Source organism: Corynebacterium sp. MSK012, from assembly GCF_030232435.1.
Classification (GTDB): domain Bacteria; phylum Actinomycetota; class Actinomycetes; order Mycobacteriales; family Mycobacteriaceae; genus Corynebacterium; species Corynebacterium jeikeium_D.
The window spans coordinates 60,717-78,828 of the sequence record NZ_JASPJU010000006.1; the positions used below are offsets into that span (position 1 = coordinate 60,717).

The following is an 18,112-nucleotide window of genomic DNA, read 5'->3' on the forward strand; positions in this document are numbered from 1 at the left end:
TAGGGACTACGACAAAAACTACGAGCAGGTCTGCGCGGTCTCCGGCTTTTCGATTGCCGCAAGCGCGTCGTCAAGCACAGAGACCTTTACCAACTTCATATCGCCTCGGTCGGCAGTCACAGCCTCTGCGCAATTGCCTTCCGGCACGAAGAACATCTCGGCGCCCTCATCTCGGGCGGCCGAGATTTTGTGTGTAATGCCACCGATTTCGCCCACGTTGCCGGCAGCGTCAATAGTGCCGGTGCCAGCGAGGTGCTGCCCCTCGGTCAAATCGCCTGGACTCAGCTTGTCAATCACTCCGAGCGTCATCATGAGACCCGCAGACGGACCTCCAATGCCGCTGAGCTGGTACTCAACCTTGGTGTCGTCCGCGGATTGCGCCCCCATCCCAACGCCGAGCAGCGCGGCATTCTTCTGATGCGGATTTTCCGCCAGTGTCACAGAAATATCGACGGCTTTCTCGGGGTCAGAGTCCTCGCCCTTAGCAGTCTTCTGCTTGTCGACGGTCGCAGACTTGACCCTCAACGTGACAGTATCGCCCGGGTTGCGTCCGGCAATAATCGCCTTGACTTGCTCAGGCTTGCTTACGGCCACCCCATCCACGGCGAGAATCACATCGTCTTCATGCAGTCGCCCATCGACGGGACTATCCGGCACTGTGTAGGCGACGGTGACTTCCATCGGCAACCCGAGATGTGCCAGCGCAGCGGAGGTGGCGTTGGCCTCTGACTCGGTGAATGCAGCCTTGTTCTCCTCTTCCACCTCGTCCTGACTCTGGCCCGGAGGGAAGACCGCCTCAATAGGGACGATATCGTTGTCACGATCGAACCATAGGCCAATGACCTGCGGCAATGTCAGGTTATGTCTGACTGCGACGGTTGTCATATCCAGCGTGCCCTTAGAGAGTTCGGAGTCCGCAGCACTGCCACTGACCGAGATAATGCTCTTGCCCTCGACATCGCTGAGGACATCGAAGACCGGGCCAGGCCCCTGCGCGGCATAGGGCACTGTCAGCGTTGGCAGCGAAAGCACAGTTGCCAACGCGGCGATGGGCACAGCGCCCGCAACAAGAGTTTGGGTACGACGATTCACAAATAACACCCTACATTCTCGCTATCTGCCTACTGGACACCTGATGAATCTTGTCCGTGTCTGTTCGCTGGGCGCGAAGTTGCCAATAAAGTGGTGCTTTTAAGTACTCACGCGGGTCATTGCCCGGTACGGTGGGAGCATGAGTTCTAACGGATTTGGCTTTGGTCCGAACGACAATGATGACGATCGCGACGACGCTGGCAACAATGACTCCGGTCAGGGCGGTCAGGGCGGCCAGGGCGGTCCTTTCGGTTTCTTCGGGTTTCCCTTCGGTGGCATGGGCGGCGCCGGTGGCTTCGGTTTCGGCGGCCCCGGGCAGCCCGGCAGCGGCGCCTCCGGCAAGGGGGACCAGCCGAACTTGGGCGATATTCTCAACCAGTTCGGCGAGATGTTCTCCGGCATGGGGCAGCGATTCCAGGAGTCTAACTCTGGCCCTGTCAACTACGACGCGGCCGAGCGCGTTGCGCGGACCCGTCTTGGTAACCCGGCTCCGGTGAAGGACTCGGCCCGCGAGGCGCTGACTGATTCCTTGCGCCTGGCAGAACTGTGGCTAGATGATGTCACCTCCCTGCCGGCTGGTGTCAACCGCGTAGAAGCGTGGAATAGCCTGCAGTGGTTGGAGAACACCAAGTCGACATGGACTCGCCTTGTCGATCCCGTCGCCAGCCGCATGAGTGATGCCTCCCTCGAGGGTGTTCCAGAGGAAGCTCGCGAGATGATGGGGCCGATGCTGGGCATCATGCGCCAGATGAACTCGATGAGTTTCGGTACTCAGCTAGGAAATGCGCTGGCGGAGTTGGCACAGACGAGCCTGACTGGTTCTGACCTCGGGCTGCCGCTACACACCACTGGTGCGGCGGTACTGCTGCCAACGCATCTCGTCGCTCTCGCGGAGGAACTCGAGGTTCCAGCGCGCGATCTGTTTATCTACGCCACTGCCCGCGAAGCTGCCCACCAACGTCTCTTCGACCGCGTGCCATGGCTGGCTGAACGCATGATTTCCTCTGTCGAGGAATACGCTGCCGGCATCGTCATCGATTACTCGGCGATTGAAGAGGCCGCCCGCGGTCTGGATATTGAGAACATGCAGGATCCGCAGCGTATGCAGGAGGCTATGAGCGAGCTGCAGAATATGGATCTGAGCCCGAAGATTCGTTCTCGTAACGAGAATGCTCGTACTCGATTCCAGACGCTGCTAGCACTGGTCGAGGGATGGGTGGACATGGTTGTCACCGATGCCCTCGGTGAGCGTCTATCGGGTGCCGCACAGCTGGATGAAGCCTGGCGTCGTCGCCGCGCCACCGAAGGTGCTGAACAGGCGCTGGAGAAGGCCACCGGCATTGACCTCGGATCCCCCAAGGTGCGTGAGGCAACCAACTTGTGGCACCGCCTGACCACCGCTGTGGGCATCGAGCGACGCGACAAGGTCTGGGATCACCCGGACTTCCTGCCCGTGGCAGAGGATTTGGATGAACCCGCGGCCTTTATTGACTCGGTTCTTGGCGGCTCGGAAAACGATGACTTCGACCCGATCGCAGAGCTTGAAGAGCAGCTACGCAAAGAAGCCGAAAAGCGCGCGGCTGACGGCAACGACAGTGACGCCGACGAGGACAATTCTGGCGACGCCGACGACGATAAGTAGCGAGTTAGCTCTGGGTTCCCCAGCGCTGATACGCCTCTAAATAGCCCCGTGCCCGTTCGTGGTACGGGGCTTTTGCCGCCCAATACCAAAACTCTTCGGTATGACCACCGTCGACGAAAGTGTGCACCAGTTCGTGCACAATGACGTCGTCGAGGACGTACCCCGGGACGTCGGCAAGCCTGTGCGAAATGCGAATGCGCCCAGGACTATCGACACCGCCGGTGACGGATGCCCACCTGCGCGACATGTTCTTGACCCATTTGATTGACTCGAACCGCGGGCGATCTTCCAGCACCGTACGAGAGAGCAGCCGTGCGCGGCGCTCCAGCTCGGAATTATCCAGGTTGCTGCCAACTTTCTTCCGCACTCGCGCAACAATTTCATTGACCTGCTGTTTTTCCGCAGCGGCGCTGAGATCGTCCGGAACCATGACAATGATCCGGTTTCCCTCCGCGCGGGCGGACACAGTACGGCGGCGGCGCTTCGAGCGCCGAACCTCAACATCCGGGCCGTACTCAGGTCGCTTGGTGCTCATGCTTTTTAAGCGTATATGCTCTGCGCTGCGATTGCGTAAAAGCTGGCCCCGGGGTAAAAGATATTTTTATGGGGGAATACAGGGATACGTCTCGGGGGCGGGATGGTACGGCTGGCGTAATAGGTTCGCACACACCCGCGGCACAAACACTTGCCGCGCCTGCCACGGACTACGCGCTGCGGCCGGAGGTACCGATTGTCATGCGCCCAGGCGCGCGGATTCAGTTCGGCGTGGAACCGGAGCGCAGCATGATTCTGCCGCTTTCCGACGGCACCCCGCCGGGGCCTGTCTTCTCGGCGCTTCTTGCAGCTCATAGAGGTAGCACCTTAAGCGAGGCCTTTACTGACAGTCACGACAAACTGTCACCGCAGTTCATTACCGCACTTATCTCCGATCTTCACCGAGCCGCACTGGTCCAAAAACCACCGACACGGCGGAGGATTACGCTGATCGGTCGGGACAGCTTGCGCACCGGACTTTTAAAGGAGCTTCGTCGCACGGGTTGTGGTAGTTGGACGACGGCAATGTCGCCCACTCGCAATGCGACGCTGAAAATATCTCAATCCACACCGGAAGAGATCGGGCTCGCGGTGGTCACGGGCATGGAAGTACCGAGCATGCCCTTGGTTCGCGCTCTGTTTCATCGTGGAATTGAGCATCTGCACACGCATTTCCGCGATGGGGCACTGATTCTTGGGCCGCTTGTTCAACCAGGTCAAGGGCCCTGCTCGATGTGTTTCGAAGCTTATCGACGAGACCGCGACCCCGTCCGGGCACTGATTGCGCTACAGCTTCGCACTTTTACGCCCGTGGCCGCACCGGAATGGCTGAACACAGCGGTGCCACTGTTGGTTGGGCAGCTGCGGCGGCCGGATCTCTCAGATCTATGTGCAACGGAGGTGCGCATAGATCTGGAAAGCCTCGATATCACCCGCACTACTGTTGCTCCCCACCCGCAGTGCCCAGTGTGTGGTCATGGAAACTCGCAGATGCAGTTCATGTAATTCGAAGTGCCTTGAGCAGAATCTGACTAGGAATTCACGAAAGAATTGACGATTCCCAAGATGCCTTCGCCGAAATGATTGAGCTTCGCTTCTCCAATTCCGGGAATCTGCAGAAGTTCCTCCGGCGTAGTCGGCTGCTGCTCACCGATGGCCAGAAGGGTCGCATCGGAGAAGATTACGAATGCGGGGACCGTCATTTCCCTCGACATTTCCAAGCGCCATGCACGCAATGCTTCCAGTAGTGCAGGATCCGCACTGACTGGGCACTCTTCACAACGCCCTGAAATCCGCTCGGCATCGGTGTGCAATGGCTTAGTACAGCCCTTGCACTGTTTGGACTGCTGACGCTTACTGCGGGAACTAGAGCTCCTTGAGCTTCGCTGTGCCTCAGCCGAGTAGTCAGAGACATCAATGTCGAGTTCATCGAGGAATCGTGTGCGGCGACGTGACCTGCGGCCGCCTTCTGTCCGCGACAATGACCAAGATAGCTCCAGATGTTCGCGGGCTCGAGTAATGCCGACATAGAACAGACGGCGCTCTTCTTCGATGGCTTCCGCCCCCTGCGCAGGAGAACGGTCGAATTTATTCAGCGCATGTTGGATAGGCAGCGAACCGTCGGTAAGCCCAACGAGGAACACCGCATCCCACTCCAGCCCCTTGGCTGCATGCAGGCTAGCCAGCGTCACGCCATCCAGCGTCGGTGGATGTTTGGCCTGCTGCCGAGTGTGCAATTGGCCGAGGAGCGCCTGGATATTGACCTCGGTGTTGGCATGAACGATGTCCTTACACAGGTCGAATAGGGCGCGCAGTGACTGCCAACGTTCCCTGGCACCAGTGCCTTCCGGCTCTTGGTCAGTCATGCCAAGACCCGCGAAAACCTGCTTGACCAAATCCAACAGATTCGTGCCCTGCAATGTCGGAACAGTCCGTGAGGAACGGGAAACTCGCACAAGTGCTGCGATGGCATCGCGGATCTCGGGACGCTGGTAGAAACCGTCCCCGCCACGAACCTGGTAGGCGACTCCTACCTCGGACAAAGCCTGCTCAAAAACTGCGGACTGTGCGTTAATCCGGTACAAAACGGCAATCTCCGATGCCGGCGTACCCGCGTCGATAAGTCGCTTGATGCTGCGCGCGGTCGCGCGAGCTTCCATTGGCTCATCGTCGTACTGATTGAAAGTCGGCTCCGGGCCGTCTTCACGCTGCCCAATCAGCTTCAGCCGCGAGCCGGCGATACGTCCCTGCGCACGGCCGATGACATTGTTAGCCAGACCGACGACCTGTGGGGTCGATCGGTAGTCCCGCTGCAGGCGGACCACTGTGGCTTCCGGGTAGTCCCGAGAGAAGTTCATCAGGTATTGCGGAGTCGCGCCTGTGAAAGAGTAAATCGTCTGGTTGGCGTCCCCGACAACTGTCAGGTTGTCACGGTCTCCCAGCCAGGCGTTGAGAACTCGCTGCTGTAACGGGGTGACATCCTGGTACTCATCGACGACGAAGCACCGATACTGGTTGCGGAATTCCTCCGCCACTGCACGGGAATTCTCCATCGCACCGGCGGTGTGAATGAGTAGGTCGTCGAAGTCGAGCAATAGCCCGTCCGGGGTGGTTTTTATGTCCTCGTAAGCGCGATAGCAATCGACAATTTTCTCCGCAGACAGAGGCGCCGTGCGCCCATGCTCCCGCAGCGCGGCTTGGTACTGATCCGCACCGGCCAGAGTGGCCTTCGCCCACTCAATCTCGCCCATGACATCTCGGATTGTTTCCTTAGAGGTGTCCAGGCCCACTCGACGTACTGCTTGGGCGACAACACGGAATTTCTTGTCATCCAACAGCTGCCAGGGCATATCACCGGCGACTTGGGGCCAGAAGTAGCGCAGCTGGCGAAGTGATGCCGAGTGGAAAGTGCGCGCCTGGACTCCAGGCGTTCCCATCTTTGCCAGGCGGTCGCGCATCTCCCCTGCGGCACGCGAGGTAAATGTCACCGCTAATACCTTTTGCGGCTGCACAAACCCCTGGTCAATGAGGTACTTGATGCGATGAGTAATTGTTCGGGTCTTACCTGTACCGGCTCCGGCAAGAATGCACACCGGCCCCATCGGAGCCGTGGCTGCCTCACGCTGATCTGGATCCAGCCCAGCTAGATATTCCGGCTCGTTCACATCCGCCTCTGAGTAAGTCAAAAGTTGTTAGACCCCATTTTTAAACTTGTCGAGTGCTATTCGTCATTGCTGTAGACACGGCGGACGTACAGCAGCCGGTCGCCTGGCTCCACCGATTCACACTCCGGTGAATCAATTCGGTACAGCTCACCCGAGCGCACCACACCGAGTGCAATATCCGCGAGGTGCCGTGGGCTGGCACCGATTTCCTCTTCGGTGACGAGCCTCTCTGCAACAGAGAATCCTTCATCCGGGCTCAGGAGGTCTTCCATCATCTCCACCACCGAAGGAGTCACCGTGGCCAGCCCCAGCATTCGGCCGGCGGTTTCAGAAGAAATGACCACTTGGTCTGCACCTGACTGCGTCAACAAGTGGCGGTTTTCTGATTCACGCACTGAAGCCACAATTGAGGCACCCGGTGCCAACTCGCGGACAGACAACGTGACCAGCACCGCTGTGTCATCTTTGTTCGGTGCAACGACTATAGAGCGGGCACGCTGAATACCAGCTAACTTCAGCACATCAGATTTAGTAGCCGACCCATGCACCGTCGCCAAGCCTTGATTCGAAGCGTGGTCGAGTGCTTCCTTGTCCGTATCAATAACAACGATTTCTGCCGGATCTACGCCGTCCGCGAGAAGAGCTGCAATGGCAGAACGACCCTTGGTGCCGTATCCGATAACGACGGTGTGGTTGCGCAACTGTCTCCTCCAGCGCTGAATTTGCAGGGTTTTCCGAGACTCTTGGGTCAAAACGGTCAGAGTAGTACCGACCAAGAGAGCAAGGAAGGCCACACGCAGTGGCGTAATGATCAAAATATTGAGTAATCGAGCCCTCTGTGTGACCGGCGTGATGTCACCGTAGCCCGTCGTCGACAGGCTGACAGCCGAGTAATACACCGCATCGATGAAGGTGAGAGGCTCCGTGTATCCGTTGCGGTCGTAGTAGACCACGACGGATGCAATCAGCAGCAAAAACACGGCGTAGTTCAAACGACGTATGATTAGCCGCCAAGGATTCTTCGGCGCGGACTCAGGCAGACCAATGACTCCCAGCAGTGCATGCCCGGGAAGATCATTGAGCCCGGTTTCGTATCCCGAAGATTTCCGAATTGGATTACGCAACCGCTCCTCGCCTGCCTTTCATGAAAACTCCTCCCGGTGAAAAATAGCGCATACAAACTGCTGCTTTCACCTGGATAACTGGCCACGGCCACGCGGCAGTTACATACGTAGATGATTATCCAATCAGCTCGCGCATTTTCCTGTCTAACTCTATCCTGCTTGGCAGTAGCGCTTCATCTGGTATTAGCGTCCGTCCTGCCGAAACGTAGAAGAACCCGGCTTCAATGTCTTCGGGGGCAGTTTCCATTCCCATCTCGCGCAGCCTATCCGACCACGCCAGGCGGTAAATCGCCAGCTGTAGCGCCGCTACTTCCCTTTCCTTTCCGCGCGGCATCTGGCCTGTCTTCCAGTCAATGACGCTCCACTTCCCGTTGTCGTTAAACACCGCGTCGATTCGGCCGACGACCCGCCTCTGCCCGATGGCAATTTCAAACGGCACCTCTACATGCGTTGGCGTGCGGTCAGCCCACTCAGATGCCTCGAAATTCGCCTTCAATTTCTCCAGTTCGCGTTCGGACGCGACTTGCTCTGTGCCGAGGAAGTCATCCAGTTGATCCCCGAAGAGATCCTCATCGTCCAGCAGACTGTGTGCACCGAAGCGATTCTCCAACCAAGCGTGGAATGCCGTACCTCGGCGCGCGAATCGGTTTGGCTTAAACGGCACCGGGCGTGCTTTCCGACGAGCAAACGCGACCGGATCCGCAATCATGGCTTGGTATTCGCTAGTGGACATGCTTGTCGGCATTGGTAGATGAATCTCCGCGGCCTTAGCTCGAAGGATTTCATCCACGAGAATGGTCGTTTCCGTTTCCCATACCTCAGACAGGTCACCTGAAATGGGGCGCTCATCCTGGTCTTCGCCCATGTAGCGCATGACGCTTTCGGCTGCTCGCTGCACACTATCTCGGCGGTTGCCCAAGGTATCGACGGGCCAGACCACCCCATCAACCGCAGTGTCGCAGTCCAAATCGACTTCAGTGTCCTCTACCTCAGGGTCCTCCCCATCTGTCCACGACACCACATAGTCACTGAATTGCGTGGCGATGGCTGCGAAGTCTGCCGACACGTCAGTGGGATTCTTCAAGCTCGGATTAGGCCGCCTGCTTGCAGTAACAATGAGCTTTTTTGCAGAGCGAGTCATGGCAACGTAGAAAAGGCGCTGCTTCTCTTCCCTTTCCACTTCTCGCAGCTCTTCCTTGTAGGCTTTAATCACCTTGTTGAGGTCGGTCTGGTTATCTGCGCCTGATATGTCCAGTTCAGGGGCATTGCTATCGACAGAATCAGCGACAGGAGCCCAATCGCCTGCTGCAAGCTGTGTTGCATCCTCTGTTGTTTCTGCACTAGCCGTTAGCGGATCCACTTGGGTAATTGCACCAGGAGGAAGTTGAACTGAATTGGTGAGCCACGATGACAAATCAACTTTGTCGAACTTGCTGGTGGTGATGCCCGGAACAGCAACCGTTTCCCACTCCAAGCCCTTTGACTTGTGCATAGTCATGATTTGGACACAGTTTTCCGGCATGTTCATAGGTGCCCGTTCCAAACCATCATCGTGTTCGACAGCGAATTCCAGATAGTTCAAAAACCCTGTCACATCGTCCGAGATATTTTGAGAATACGTCGCAGCGATATCGACAAACCTATCCAGATGTGCGGTCGTCGGCCTGGTTATCGCGGTAGCGGAACCGTACTGTCCAGCCGCTGCTTCTACGCGAATTCCAAACTCAGTAGCGATGTCCTCGACCAGTTCCGGCAGAGGCTTATTCAGCGAGAACCGACGTAGTTTTCGTAGGCTTGCACCCAACTGTGCGATGCGCACCATTGCTTCATCTGTGTAGTTCAGTGACTCGCTGCAGACCAACCGCCCATTTTTTTCCACACTGCCGCGCGCCAGCGGGGTGCCGTCGTAAAAACGAATATCTGGGTCGGCGATGGCGTGCCCCAGCCCCACCGCGGACGATGCTGCTTCGGCATCTTCCACGAGCTTGTCATACTGGCGAGCGAGCTGCGAAAGCGGTGAGGAGTCTGAAGTCTCTTCGACGTTGCCCTTCTTCCGGGCCAACTCGTCCTTTCCTGCCATTGCCAGCTGATCTACACGAGTGCGAAGTGCCTCCACGTCTGCGGCACCCAAATTGAACTGTGGGCTGAGCAGCAGACGCAGAGCATCCTGGTCTGAACTGGGCTCGACCAATATCTTCATCACCGAGGTGATATCCATGACCTCGGGCAAGTGCAGCAATCCAGCGAGTCCCACAATGATTGCAGGCACACCCCGCTCAGACAGTGCATCTAAATAGACAGCCGATTCAGCATTTGTCCGAACCAGGATGGCGGCATCGAGCTTGTTGCCAGCTGCTTCACATTCGCGTAATTGCGCCTCCATGCAATCTGCGATGTATGCAACTTCTTCCTCACCGGTTGCAGTGAAAGCAAGCTGCACCTCGCCCTGGCCTGCTTTTGGCCCCGCATCCAGTGCCTCTACCGTACGAGCCTGCCCCGCAAAAGCACGGTCGGAGACTGCGTTAGCAAGCTGCAGCACTGACTGCGGGTTTCGCCAAGAAATGGTCAGTTGCTTTTTCTCCGCTGGCTGCCCATCCGACCGCGGAAAATCATTGACAAACTGCACAAGGTTTTCGGCCGTTGCTCCTCGCCAGCCATAAATTGCCTGCATCGGATCGCCGACAGCGGTGACACAACCACCGGAGAACAGCGCACGCAGGAACAGCCGCTGTGTGTGCGACGTGTCCTGGTACTCGTCGAGCATGATGATCTTAAAGCGACGCCGCTCCTCCTCCCCGACTTCCGCGAAGTCGGTGGCTAGCCGGGCCGCACGAGCCATCTGCATACCAAAGGTGGCGACATTTTCTTCATTGCACCGAGCTCGAACCTGCTCTACCAGCGGCAAAATCTCTAATCTCTCCCGCTGCTTATCGACGATGCCCTGTAGATCGCCAATTAGCCCCTCGCGTTTACCCTTCTGCGGGGTCTGCTCAATATTGCTGATGAACGCTTCGGTTTCCTCGCGAATCGCCTGCGGGGTAGACAAGTTTGAGTCGATGTTCGACCCCAGCTCAATAATGCGACTGGCCAGCGTTGATGGCGCAATATCGACATCAATTTCGGTCACATTGCGAGCTGTTTCCCAGGCCAACTGCCACTGCGTCGCGCCATCCATAATGGTGACCCCCGGCTCCGTCGGCAGCAAAAGACCATAATTGCTCACGACTTCAGAGGCATAGGCATCGTAAGTAAGCGTGGTTGGGGCAATGACCTCGAGGCTTGCTAGCACCTCTGGTGAAGCTTGTGCACGAAATGCAGCGGAAGAAGCAAGCGCATTCAGCTGTTGGCGGATACGGACGCCGAGCTCGCGCGCTGCCTTCCTGGTGAAGGTCAAACCTAGAACTTCTTCTGGGCGGATAAAGCCGTTGGCGACCAACCACACAACACGGGCAGCCATTGTCGCTGTTTTACCAGCACCGGCACCGGCGACAACAAGCATTGGTTCCATCGGTGCACCGATTACCGCCGCTTGTTGCGGGGTGGGCGGAAAGTCCTGCCCCATCATCTCCGACAGGGTGACGGGATCAATGATGGTTCGTTCCTCCGACATGACTACCGATTCCCTTCTGCTGCCGGGCACGCCTTCGAAAGCGTGCAGAACTTGCAATGATCACCAGCGAGCGCCAAGGCACGCGGGCCAGACGTCGCACGTGCTACCTGCTCTACGCGACGCTCCCAGTCAGCCAACTTGTCTTCCGTGAGCTTTGACTGTTCGCGGCTAGTGATAATGGTCTTATTGTGTGACTTTCGCGGAAATACCAGGTATGCCCCAGATTGTTCAATGCCTTCGCCGTTGTCCACAGCGAGCCCATCTCCGCTTTCAACGAGCTTCCCCTTCGACAGCGCCAGTTGATATGTAGCTAGCTGTGCGTGTCCTTCTACTTCTTTACCGGAGGGCGCTGTCTTACCGGTTTTAATATCGACGATTTGAACTGCACCATCAGCGTCTTCAATCAACCGGTCGATTCGTCCGACAATCACGATGTCATCGTTGATGTTGACATTTACTGGGACCTCGGTTCCGATATCTTTCTTAGTCTCAATCCACCGCTGCCAATCCTCCAGCCCGGTCAACCAGGTCTCTTCCTCAGTACGCTTACGCCACTCCGGATCATCGGACAGGTCCCCAAAAACACGCCGGATCTCAGACTGAGCCTCAGGCACAGTCACTCCCTTGGCGACTGCTTCTACCGCCTGATGCAGTAGAGAGCCCAGATACATGGCCGATGTCGGTGCTGATTTATCCAACATGGCCTTCAACGGACAACTCAGGGTTGCTTCCACCTTGGAGGGATTGATCCTCATCGGCTTCTTGTCATTTACCGGCTTCGAAGTCGACGGTGCACGGAGCCCCCACCAGGTGTCTGGATGTGCGCCAGCAACCTCAACCTGCGCCAATCGCGCGAGTTGACGTGCAGCTTGTCGACGCCGCGTCTCAGTCTCCGCATCGTCCACAACGGCTGCACGCAGTTCTGCCAGCAGTGACTCCACAGAGAGCACCCGTGGCAGGCCTTCACCGGCCCATGCGACATCTTCTGCCTCTGCAACATCCGGATTGCCGGCGTTTGCTTCATTAGCCGTAGCCCCGACTCCGTTCGCAGACGACGATGCTTCCGACTGTTTCACCAGCTCCGTCACCGAATTACCGAGCTTTTCAACGAGCTCGATAATAAACGGACTGGGAACTCCAACATCGTCAGGAGAATCGACTGCGGTCAGCAGTACCCTGTCGCTCGCCCGTGATACCGCGACGTGCAGCAAACGACGTTCCTCCGCCAGCGCATCCGCCATGGAATTGATGTACTCCCGCGGCTCAATTCCGTGATCAACGAGACCGATGAACTCGTTCTGCTTCATCACCGAGCCAGTCACACCGAGGCTGGGCCACTGGCCTTCCTGGACTCCGACAACTGCTACTGCTTTCCACTGCCTGCCCAGAGCCGCATGGGCTGAGAGAATGCGCACGGCATCGCGCTCTACCCCGCTACGGTCACGTGCGCCGATGGGCAGCTCCTGCTCTTCCACAGAAGCGATAAAACCGTCAACCGTCAGTTTTGGATTCAGCTCCACACGGTCACCAGCAAAGTCGAACAGTGCCATCACAGCATCCAAATCGCGGTCAGCCGATGCGCCAGCTGTACCGCCGCGCAACGATGCCGCCACCAGATGGTCTGCCAAACCAGTGGACTGCCAAATTGCCCACAAAGTTGCTTCCACACCATCGCGCAACGCTTCACGAGCTGCGCTCAACAGATCCAGCGGCACCTGCAGCGCCTGACGTTCACGCTGCGACAGAGACTCAATAAGCTCCAGATGTTCAGCTGTGAGTCCCTCTGCCTTCAAGATTCCGATGAGCTGAGTCATCGCGGCCCCGCCGAACAGGTCGGCCTTTCGGATTCCGCGCAGCAGACGCTCTTTGACAATCGGATCCATGTTGACCAATGGGCCGGAGAGGAACTCGTCCCACTCCACGTCATCGAGCTGGTTCATAGTTGCCCGCAACGCCACCATCAGCGCTCGCACCAATCGCTGATGACTTAGCACGATGTCCGTTGGGTCAATCTGCACAGGCACACCCGCACGCGACAACGCACGGAACAGAGAGGACTCCCCTGCACCGGACCGGACGATGACCGCCATATCCTTCCATGCCACTCCCTCGTCAATATGAAGGCGCCGGAAGTAGTCCGCGACTGTGGCTCGCTGTGCACGTTCAGAAGGATGAATAGCTATTTTTACTGCACTTTTAGCTGCGTACGAGTTTTCCGCTGCGACGGTATCGCTGTTGTTTCCAACTTCGGATTCACTAGCTTCTTGTGGCCCAGCTGAACCGACAATGCCACGGTATGCAGGAGTCTTAGGCAAGCGCTGAGAAACTGCGTTGACTAAATCCGCGATATCAGCGTTACAGCGGTAAGACTGCTGCAAGTGTATTGCCTTGCACTCGGCCTCACCAGTCCCCCGAAGATAGTCATTATTAGCACCGCGGAAGTGGAATACCGATTGATCTTCATCACCAGTAATGACGGCTACCGCCGCCTGCGACACAAACCGATCCACAAGACGCGCAGCTTCCGGGGATAAGTGTTCAGCATCATCGACCAGCACCACCGACTTTCCCCACCGAGCCAGTGCTTGCGCGTCTGCATCCAGCTCCATCAATGCCGCAGAGACAATCTCTGCAGCGTTCAGGCTGGGCTCCCACGCCAACCGCATAGTCTGCTGATACTCCGCCATAAACTTGCCAGCCGCACACCACGACTCAATGCCATAGTCCACGCCGAGCTGCTGAAGCCTCGGGGCATCAATCCCCCGCTCAGCTGCACGCAGCAGAAAGTCACGAACTGCACGGGAAAAACCGACTAATGGGAGAGCCGGGCGCAACCGCTCTGGCCAATACGCACCACCATCTTCCGCATGTCCGGCCAAAAGTTGCCGCACGACAGCATCTTGGCGTGCACCAGTGGTCAACGATGGTTCAGGCTCTCCCCGACTGACGGCGGCATCACGTACTACTGCATAGGCAAGTGAATGCACGGCACGCACCATGCCACCTTGGCCTGCCCCGACCGAACCGCCTTCCCCCAGTTCAGAGGCAAAACGCCTGTCAATATCCCGCCTCAATTCCGCAGCGGCCTCTTTTGACTGTGACACCACCAAAATGCTGTCCGCCGGAATGCCCGCCTGCATGTAGTCCACCGCGAGATCTGCCAGCAGCGAACTCTTACCAGTCCCCGGGCCGCCTAAAACGCGCACAACAGGCTGGTTTACAAGCTTGTTCTCTACCACGAGCGCCTGATTATGGGAAGGGAAAAGCGCCTCTACCGCAGTACCCAACCACTGCCGACGACGAGGAGGTTCCTCCTGGACGAACCGAACCTTCGGCATTCCATCTACGTTCATGTGCACCATTGTGGCACAACCTCCGGACCGATACTCGAACACCCATTCGAAATAAGGAGAAAAATACCCCCGCCCCAAAAACTCCCGTAAATACTGCCCGGCGTTACTTAGACACAAACGCGCGAACTAGCGAAGCCGCGCGGAACAGACCGCGATACGCACCCGGCTGCGATTCTGGACTAACAGCGTGGACAAAAAGTCGATAACACATCGCACGAACGAGCAACTGACCGAAATCCGGCAGGTGATCGAAGCGCCGCAGTAGCTCCTCATCAGCCCCCATCATGGACAGACAATCCACTGCCGCCAAGGCAGCTGTCCAACCACGGACATGCCACGCTGGCACGATATCGGTGAGAACCGGGGCGGCCGTGCCGTCGTAAAGCAGCGTGCCGACGAGGTCTGCGTGACAGACCTGCAGAAGCTCCGTTGGCACAACCATCTCTGCCCGCAGCTGGAGAAGATCACCGGAGATCGTGAGAGCCTCGGCACAATCGGCGCGGGGGACGCTATCCGCGTCGAGAAGCTGCTCGAGGATGCCGATTGGGTCAGAGTCCCAAGCTGCGCGATTACACATGACGAAGTAATCGGGCTCCTTATCAAGGAGGAACTGTGGCCGTTCAATAGTGGCAAGCGACTCTTCCACGCGACCAGCGGCCACAATGGTTTCATCGGCACGTGGCGCGAATCCCCCCGGGATGAAATGACGAGCCTGCCACCCAGCAATAACCAAGCGGCCGTCACTGGTACGCACAGATTTCGCCACTCGGACGCCATCGACATCTAGCGCACTGCGAACCTTTGCAGACCACAGCGCCTGCGCCGAATTATGTACCGGCGAAAGGACAATGGAATCGTCGTAGACCCAGCCATTGTCCCAAGCTCGCCCGGCACGATGCGGCTCGCCCTCGGCACCAAAGGCCTCTAAAACACGGTCGGGAGGAGTGGCGATCATAATCTGCTACTACCTTGCTTTCTGAGTCGGTGCGGCCGTATCGTCGTCCGCCCCAAATGGGTACGGCCAGCCGTTGACAGAACACGTCTTACCATCGACCTGATAGACCTCGCTGCTGTCGATTTTGTGCAGTTCATCGTTCGACACGCTCAGGGTCTGCTGCATCATGATTGGCGCGATACCGCCGTCCCTCGGACAGGGCTCGTGAACCGCGTACCCAAGTCCGTGACCAACCTCGTGATTAATAAGGTATTGGCGATACAATCCCAGGTCCCCCTCAAAAGGCAGGGCACCTCGAACCCACCGGGCGATACTGACGACCACGCGCCCAGGCTCACCTTCCCGCTGCCCAGACAGGTAACAGGAGGTCTCCATTCCCAAGGTGTTGCCGCACAGCTGATGTGCGGTTCCAGTCGCGGAAAGCTGCACGACAATCGTCGGATCCTGGTCGCGAGGCACTGCCTCGAAAGAAAAATCTGGATTAGCTGTCCAGCCACGTGGATCGGCCAGAATCGAGTTCACCGTCTCTGCAAAGGCGCGCTCGCCACCAATCGAAGGAACATCAATGTTGTCTTCAATTTCCACGGAATACCTGACCGCATTGTCGCGCCCCTCCCCGACACGGGGATGCGCCACAGTGACATCTTTAAAATTTCCCGAGGGTTCCGTGGCAAAGGCCGGACCGGGTGGCAACTGCCCTCCCTCGTAACCATCACCGTATCCCTCACCAGGCACCGGACCAGGGCGACCATTGCCACTCTGCGAGGCGACAGTGCCAGTGCCGGAACCTGAAGAATCATCTTCAGCAGTGAAGATGTCGAAGAGAATGATGACTGTGAGCACCACAAGTACGGGGATGGCATAGGCTCGCCATCCCCAGCTCCTTGCAATGCGTACGAGAAAGGGTTCTTGCGTCATTAGGCGAAGAAGCCAACCTTACGGTCTGCGTTGTTACCGGTACGGACGTAGGCGACTTTGTCAGCATTAATCAGGTACTCCTGACCAGCGCCGTCGCTGAGCTCAATCACACCTTCGCCAGCAGCCAGCTTCTGGGAGATCGCAGCCTTGACCTCCTCGCCACCAGCGACGTTTTCAATGTTCAGCTCACGCGTATTGTCTGCAAATCCAATAGTGATGTCCATAGGTGACATCATAACCATTCCCAAAGCGGCTAGGATTAGAGAGACCGATTAAGCCGTCGTGTCACGTGAGGTTACAAACAGCAAAGGAGTCGCCGTGGCAGAGTCCCAGTCCCCGACATTCGTCGAATTGGGGGTCGCCGCGGAAATCTGCGACGCACTCGCCGACGAAGGAATCACCCGCACATTTGCCATCCAGGAACTGACGCTGCCCTTGGCGCTCGACGGCACGGACATCATCGGCCAAGCCCGTACTGGAATGGGAAAAACTCTTGGTTTTGGTGTCCCCCTTATTGACCGCGTCTTTGATGACGCCCGCATTCCAGAACCGGATGGCACTGCCCGCGCAATCATCATCGTCCCCACCCGTGAGCTATGTGTGCAGGTCGGCGAGGATTTGGCCCGCGCTGCACACTCAACCAATCTGCGTGTGTGCACTATTTACGGTGGCCGCCCCTATGAGGAACAGATTGAACAGCTAGACCGCGGCGTGGACATCATCGTCGGTACTCCCGGCCGTCTCATCGATCTTTACCAGCGCAATAATCTAGAGCTGTCAGGCGTAAAGATTTTGGTTCTCGACGAGGCCGACGAGATGCTCGACTTGGGCTTCCTGCCGGACATCGAGAAGATTCTGGCTGCGGTGCCAGATGAACGTCAGACCATGCTCTTCTCGGCAACAATGCCGGGCCCAATTCTGACTCTCGCACGTACCTTTATGAATCGCCCGGTGCACATCCGCGCCGAATCAGGCGAGGAAGAGGCCACAGTCCACGAGACCACTAAACAGATCGTTTTCCAATCGCACCAGATGGATAAGGTCTCGGTCATTGCCCGCATCCTGCAAGCCAACGGTCGTGGTCGCACCATCATTTTTGCTCGCACGAAGCGCGGCGCCGCCTCGGTTGCTGAGCAGCTCGGCGAGCGCGGCTTCCTGGTCACCGCCGTCCACGGCGATATGGGCCAGCCTGCACGTGAGCGCTCGCTGACGGCGTTCCGCAATGGCGACGTCGACGTCCTGGTCGCAACCGATGTCGCGGCTCGCGGTATCGATATCGACGATGTCACCCACGTCATCAACCACCAGGTGCCCGATGACGAAATGACCTATGTCCACCGCATCGGCCGCACCGGCCGCGCGGGACACAGCGGTGTCGCCGTTACGCTCGTCGGCTGGGATGAAACCACAAAGTGGAAGGCTATTTCAGATGCTCTCGACCTGGACATGGCCGAGATTCCGACGTGGTTTTCCACCTCCCCCGAGCTCGCTGAAGCTCTAGACATCCCCGAGGGGATCGATGAGAAGGTCGGGCCAGCCCGCCCGGTGTTGGGTTCCAGACCACCTCGCGGGCGCGGCGGAAGAGGCCCCCGCAACAACCGCTCACAGGCTCATCATCGCAATCGCGGCCAAGGACGAAGCTCAAAGCGGGCCGGCCACTCCAATTCTCATCGTCGCAGCTAGGCCGCTGCGCGTGCCAACTCCCCGCCTCACCTCTCGC

Annotated in this window: 12 protein-coding genes; 3 read left to right on the top strand and 9 right to left on the bottom strand. The window is 57.8% G+C overall.

Translation table 11 applies throughout. From position 1 onward, the window contains the following. Window positions 1–18: 18 nt before the first annotated feature. Window positions 19–1,092: a YlbL family protein gene (locus tag QP977_RS05130; RefSeq protein WP_048733327.1), complete on the bottom strand. Its 1,074-nt coding sequence runs from the start codon at window positions 1,090–1,092 to the stop codon at window positions 19–21. Between the two features lie 139 nt (window positions 1,093–1,231). Between QP977_RS05130 and QP977_RS05135 the strand changes: the two genes are divergently transcribed. Beyond that, window positions 1,232–2,734, top strand: coding sequence for a zinc-dependent metalloprotease (locus tag QP977_RS05135; RefSeq protein WP_016422237.1), 1,503 nt, complete (start codon window positions 1,232–1,234; stop codon window positions 2,732–2,734). A 4-nt stretch (window positions 2,735–2,738) separates the two neighbouring features. On the opposite strand, the gene QP977_RS05140 is transcribed toward QP977_RS05135, so the two are convergent. After that, entirely contained in the window at window positions 2,739–3,269 is a 531-nt protein-coding gene (locus tag QP977_RS05140; protein WP_016422236.1) for a YgjP-like metallopeptidase domain-containing protein, read from the bottom strand. A gap of 200 nt (window positions 3,270–3,469) precedes the next feature. Here QP977_RS05140 and QP977_RS05145 point away from each other — a divergent pair, with 200 nt between their 5' ends. Next, window positions 3,470–4,273 (top strand): TOMM precursor leader peptide-binding protein, encoded by an 804-nt coding sequence (locus tag QP977_RS05145; RefSeq protein WP_016422235.1) that lies wholly within the window; start codon window positions 3,470–3,472, stop codon window positions 4,271–4,273. Between the two features lie 26 nt (window positions 4,274–4,299). On the opposite strand, the gene QP977_RS05150 is transcribed toward QP977_RS05145, so the two are convergent. The 7 genes from QP977_RS05150 to QP977_RS05180 all read right to left on the bottom strand — a co-directional run bounded on the left by QP977_RS05150 (window position 4,300) and on the right by QP977_RS05180 (window position 16,616). Continuing rightward, window positions 4,300–6,369 carry an ATP-dependent DNA helicase UvrD2 gene (locus tag QP977_RS05150; RefSeq protein ID WP_070429882.1) on the bottom strand — a complete coding sequence of 690 codons (2,070 nt, stop codon included), beginning with the start codon at window positions 6,367–6,369 and terminating at the stop codon, window positions 4,300–4,302. A 119-nt stretch (window positions 6,370–6,488) separates the two neighbouring features. Continuing rightward, window positions 6,489–7,556 carry a potassium channel family protein gene (locus tag QP977_RS05155; RefSeq protein WP_016422233.1) on the bottom strand — a complete coding sequence of 356 codons (1,068 nt, stop codon included), beginning with the start codon at window positions 7,554–7,556 and terminating at the stop codon, window positions 6,489–6,491. A 115-nt stretch (window positions 7,557–7,671) separates the two neighbouring features. Continuing rightward, entirely contained in the window at window positions 7,672–11,166 is a 3,495-nt protein-coding gene (locus QP977_RS05160) for an ATP-dependent helicase (protein WP_016422232.1), read from the bottom strand. Window positions 11,167–11,168: 2 nt separating this feature from the next. Beyond that, window positions 11,169–14,519 (bottom strand): ATP-dependent helicase, encoded by a 3,351-nt coding sequence (locus QP977_RS05165; RefSeq protein WP_284847192.1) that lies wholly within the window; start codon window positions 14,517–14,519, stop codon window positions 11,169–11,171. A 103-nt stretch (window positions 14,520–14,622) separates the two neighbouring features. Continuing rightward, entirely contained in the window at window positions 14,623–15,474 is an 852-nt protein-coding gene (locus QP977_RS05170; RefSeq protein WP_070603431.1) for a TIGR02569 family protein, read from the bottom strand. Between the two features lie 9 nt (window positions 15,475–15,483). Continuing rightward, entirely contained in the window at window positions 15,484–16,392 is a 909-nt protein-coding gene (locus QP977_RS05175; protein WP_049172838.1) for a DUF3152 domain-containing protein, read from the bottom strand. Beyond that, window positions 16,392–16,616, bottom strand: a complete 225-nt coding sequence (locus QP977_RS05180) for a DUF3107 domain-containing protein (protein WP_042388469.1) — start codon at window positions 16,614–16,616, stop codon at window positions 16,392–16,394. Before QP977_RS05180 ends, QP977_RS05175 begins: the two co-directional genes overlap by 1 nt. A gap of 94 nt (window positions 16,617–16,710) precedes the next feature. Here QP977_RS05180 and QP977_RS05185 point away from each other — a divergent pair, with 94 nt between their 5' ends. Beyond that, on the top strand, window positions 16,711–18,075 hold the full coding sequence (locus QP977_RS05185; protein WP_049191109.1) for a DEAD/DEAH box helicase: 1,365 nt from the start codon (window positions 16,711–16,713) through the stop codon (window positions 18,073–18,075). Window positions 18,076–18,112 lie beyond the last annotated feature (37 nt).

Excerpts from the sequence above, each read along its gene's own strand:
- QP977_RS05135 (WP_016422237.1), top strand. The coding sequence starts at position 1,232 with ATGAGTTCTAACGGATTTGGCTTTGGTCCGAACGACAATGATGACGAT.
- QP977_RS05140 (WP_016422236.1), bottom strand. The coding sequence starts at position 3,269 with ATGAGCACCAAGCGACCTGAGTACGGCCCGGATGTTGAGGTTCGGCGC.
- QP977_RS05145 (WP_016422235.1), top strand. The coding sequence starts at position 3,470 with ATGCGCCCAGGCGCGCGGATTCAGTTCGGCGTGGAACCGGAGCGCAGC.
- QP977_RS05180 (WP_042388469.1), bottom strand. The coding sequence starts at position 16,616 with ATGGACATCACTATTGGATTTGCAGACAATACGCGTGAGCTGAACATT.
- QP977_RS05175 (WP_049172838.1), bottom strand. The coding sequence starts at position 16,392 with ATGACGCAAGAACCCTTTCTCGTACGCATTGCAAGGAGCTGGGGATGG.
- QP977_RS05160 (WP_016422232.1), bottom strand. The coding sequence starts at position 11,166 with ATGTCGGAGGAACGAACCATCATTGATCCCGTCACCCTGTCGGAGATG.
- QP977_RS05170 (WP_070603431.1), bottom strand. The coding sequence starts at position 15,474 with ATGATCGCCACTCCTCCCGACCGTGTTTTAGAGGCCTTTGGTGCCGAG.
- QP977_RS05150 (WP_070429882.1), bottom strand. The coding sequence starts at position 6,369 with ATGGGGCCGGTGTGCATTCTTGCCGGAGCCGGTACAGGTAAGACCCGA.
- QP977_RS05165 (WP_284847192.1), bottom strand. The coding sequence starts at position 14,519 with ATGAACGTAGATGGAATGCCGAAGGTTCGGTTCGTCCAGGAGGAACCT.